The sequence below is a fragment of the Vibrio sp. Y176 genome (assembly GCF_033438945.1).
In genome coordinates this window covers 1-831 of the sequence record NZ_JAWOQS010000297.1, presented here as the reverse complement: position 1 = coordinate 831, position 831 = coordinate 1, and the positions used below count along the sequence as shown (strand labels likewise).

Below are 831 nucleotides of genomic sequence, written 5' to 3'. Positions count from 1 at the left end.
CTCAAAACCATTTATCGCCGCTCACGCCCATTTACTCCCTAAAAATACCATTGGTCGCATCCTACAGCTGACTATGAAGCGATGGCGGAATCTGAAACCATCAAATCACGTTCAACTAAGGACAGTCACCATGATGGTTTTCAATCTTCATTTATCCAGAGCCACAACCTTGCTCGGCGCGGCATTGGCAGCGTTTACCTTGAGTAGCAGCTTGGCGTTGGCAAACCCTACTGAGCAGTTACTAACTCGCTTTAACCAAGCCGCACAGGGCGACACGGGTTTGGTGGATACTGTACATGACGAGCTTTCACAATTAGTTCAAAAGCAAGGCGCTACGCCTGTGACATTGGTTTACCTTGGCAGCAGTGAAACCTTGCAAGGGCGCGATGCGTTTATGCCATGGAACAAGATGAAGTTCACTGAGCGCGGGCTTGCCACCATTCAGAAAGGTTTGGATTTAATGGCAAATCAACCTATGCCGATTCAAGAGCAGCAGCGTTTACAAGGGCTACCAGAATATCAATTGGCTACTGCGATGGCGGCCACCACTTACACTTCGCTTCCGGATATGTTTAATCACTTTGAGCGTGGGTACGAGCTGTACCTGACTCTGCTTGATGAACCGAGCTTCAATCAACAACCGTTCGCGGCAACGGCTTGGGTTTACCTTTACGCCATTGAAGCAGCGCTGCGTGCAGAGGACATGGGGCAAGCGCAGAAATGGTTGGCGAAAATGGAAAGTTTCGATAGCACTCACTTAGAAACGCAAACTGCCAAAGCGTTACTGGCTAAACATTAAGGAGGCGTCATGATCGTTTTCAGTCAACTAAG

At 48.7% G+C, this 831-nt stretch carries 1 protein-coding gene; it reads left to right on the top strand.

The features are described 5' to 3' along the window. The first annotated feature begins 130 nt into the window (after positions 1-130). Positions 131-799 (top strand): hypothetical protein, encoded by a 669-nt coding sequence (locus R7O13_RS25675; RefSeq protein ID WP_318305045.1) that lies wholly within the window; start codon positions 131-133, stop codon positions 797-799. Positions 800-831: the final 32 nt, after the last annotated feature.